At 65.5% G+C, this 1,708-nt stretch carries 1 protein-coding gene; it reads left to right on the top strand.

Annotated elements, in window-relative coordinates:
* Window positions 1-1,708, top strand: a 1,708-nt coding sequence (locus KZA10_RS14225; protein WP_218683213.1) for an ATP-dependent RecD-like DNA helicase, incomplete at both ends; no start/stop codon positions are given.

Genomic DNA, 1,708 nt, shown 5'->3' with positions numbered 1-1,708 from the left:
ATGCGTACCCTGCGCACCGCATGGGAAAGCGAGCACGGGCGGGGCAGCGTCGTCGGACTCGCACCGTCCGCAGTAGCCGCGCAAGTCCTGGCCGATGATCTTGGTATCCGGACGGAGAACACTGCAAAGTGGTGGCAAGACCACCAGAAGACCGGCGCGACCTTCAGTCCAGGACAACTCGTGATCGTCGACGAAGCATCACTTGCCGGCACGCTGTCGCTGGATCGCGTCACCGAACACGCCGTCGAGGTGGGCGCGAAGGTGCTGCTAGTAGGTGACTGGGCACAACTGCAATCCGTCTCCGCAGGTGGCGCATTCTCCCTCCTCGTCCACGACCGCGACGACGCCCCCGAACTCGTCGACGTGCACCGCTTCGTCAACGACTGGGAGAAGACCGCTTCACTCGATCTCCGCCACGGACGCACCGAAGCGATCGACACCTACGCCGACCACTCGCGCATCACCGGCGGAAGCACAGAGGCGATGATCGACGCCGCCTACACAGCCTGGCGCGCAGATACCCTCGCCAGCGCCGCGACCGTATTGATCGCGGACTCCAACGAATCCGTCCACGCCCTGAACCAACGCGCCCGCGCAGACCTCATCCTCGACGGCACCGTAAACGCCATACGAGAAGTCGCACTCCATGACGACGCCCGCGCGGCCCTCGGTGACACGATCATCACCCGCCAAAACGACCGACGCATCCGCGCCGGCCGCGGATGGGTACGCAACGGCGACCGATGGACCATCATCGACGTTCGCGACGACGGATCACTCACCGTACGCCGCGCCGGGAGCCGAGGAACCGTCCTCCTGCCCGCGGGATATGTCACGGATCACGTTGATCTCGGATACGCCGTCACCGCACATAGAGCCCAAGGCATCACCACCGACACCTCCCACGTCCTCGCCGACTCCTCCACCACGAGGGAGAACCTGTACGTCGCGATGACCCGCGGCAGGCACACAAACCTCGTCTACGTCGCCACCGACCGCCCCGACGACAACCACACCGCCCCACACCCGGCGGATGATCCGGATGCGACCCCGCGGACCGTCCTCTACGGGGTGCTGCAGCACGTGGGCGCCGAGCTCTCCGCACACGAGACCGTCACCGCAGAACAAGAAGCATGGGGATCGATCGCGCAGCTCGCGGCCGAGTACGAGACGATCGCTCAAGCCGCCCAACACGACCGCTTCACCACACTCCTCAGAAACTCCGGACTCACCGACGAGCAGACAGAAGACGCAATCCGATCCGATACGTTCGGCGCGCTCGCCGCCGAACTCCGCCGGGCAGAAGCGAACCACCACAACGTCGATACGCTCATGCCCCGATTGATCGCAGCCCGAGAGTTCGCGGATGCCGACGATATCGCCTCGGTGCTTCACCATCGGCTCGCCCGCGCTACCGAGAGGCCGGCCGGCTCCGGTCGAAACAGCAAGCCACCGCGCCTGATCGCTGGTCTCATTCCCGAAGCGACTGGCGCCATGAGCGGTGATATGCGAATGGCCCTTGCCGAGCGCCGCGACCTCATCGAGCAGCGAGCTGATGCGGTGCTCGATCAAGGCTTCTCCGGGGGTGAGGAATGGACGCTTGCGTTCGGAGAGAAGCCAGTAGAGCAGCGCATTGGGACCGTGTGGCGACGGCAGGCGCGAACCGTGGCCGCGTACCGCGACCGGTACGGCATCACCAGTCGCTCGC

Origin of the sequence: Microbacterium sp. BF1 (assembly GCF_019279095.1) — a bacterium.
GTDB classification, from domain to species: Bacteria; Actinomycetota; Actinomycetes; order Actinomycetales; family Microbacteriaceae; genus Microbacterium; species Microbacterium maritypicum.
This window is presented reverse-complemented; position numbering and strand designations above follow the sequence as displayed.